Consider the following 968-nt stretch of genomic DNA (forward strand, 5'->3'; position numbering starts at 1 on the left):
CGACGCCCGGATCTGCCGCGATCCGTTCGCTACCGGCTGTCACCGCTTCCGCATAGGCCAGCGCAGGCTCGTATCGAGGACAAAGGCGCGTTGCAAGCTCAGTCAGAATCTCAGCAGCTCATCGACGTAGCCGTCGCCGCTGGTGCAGCGCCGGCCAGGACCGCGCCGGGACCGCTCAAGCGAGCGGGATTCAACCCGCCGACGCGGCTGATCCGACCAATCAAACGCGCCGTCGGAACACTACGCCGTCGCCGCATGAGCATGGCCGCTCTACCGCGAATGCGCACATTTGCCCAAGTCGCGGCCGATACCACCAAGGCGGTTCGAGTACCGCCCAAACGGATTCACGTTTTCCCAGGTCCCATGCCGTTGGTGGGCCGAACGTTGCACCATGCGAACCGCCCGACCACCGTTCCCGGGCATCCGCTGCCAGAACGTTTGACCTGCTCACGCCACAGTCGGGGCCCCGCTGAGCACTCCTAGCGGTCCCACAGATGCACGGTTTCGCCGGTTCTTAGCGGCTTACCGTCCGGACCCTTTCTCCGCACCACGAAGATCATCGATTTCAGTGGGGCGATGCCCGGCGGCTGGTTGCCGGGCCGCCGCTGCGGCGTCGCTGTGGCGCTGCGGGAATGCGGTCGCTCGGTCGGCTCATGGGCGACAGAATGGCTGCGATCATGGCGATCGGCGGTGGGGACGGGGGCCTCGGTGGGCGCGATGTCGCTGGGGACAGCGTTGCGGCGGTGGCTGCGAAATACGAAGTAGCCGAAGATCACCGCGCGCATGGCCCACACACGGACGCGCCGGAGACCCCGTGGTGCGAGGGCCTCCGGCGAGGCGGTTCCGTGCGGTGGATCAGGATCCGCGAAGGATCAGGTTGCCGTCGTCCGCGGCGCCGCTTTTGTCGCTGGCGCGTTTTACGGCGCCGCATTCCCCGCGGCCTTATCCCGCTGGCGTTTCGTTCAAAC

1 protein-coding gene is annotated in these 968 nt (G+C 66.9%); it reads right to left on the reverse strand.

Features of this window, described 5'->3' with window-relative positions:
* Window positions 1-479: 479 nt before the first annotated feature.
* A complete protein-coding gene (locus tag Ato02nite_RS30135; RefSeq protein ID WP_213010040.1) occupies window positions 480-785 on the reverse strand; it encodes a hypothetical protein in 306 nt (101 codons plus the stop codon).
* Window positions 786-968: the final 183 nt, after the last annotated feature.

Origin of the sequence: Paractinoplanes toevensis (genome assembly GCF_018332695.1) — a bacterium.
Classification (GTDB): domain Bacteria; phylum Actinomycetota; class Actinomycetes; order Mycobacteriales; family Micromonosporaceae; genus Actinoplanes; species Actinoplanes toevensis.

What these genes read in the sequence shown, in the direction of transcription:
- Ato02nite_RS30135 (WP_213010040.1), bottom strand. Translation starts at nt 785, where the DNA reads ATGCGCGCGGTGATCTTCGGCTACTTCGTATTTCGCAGCCACCGCCGC.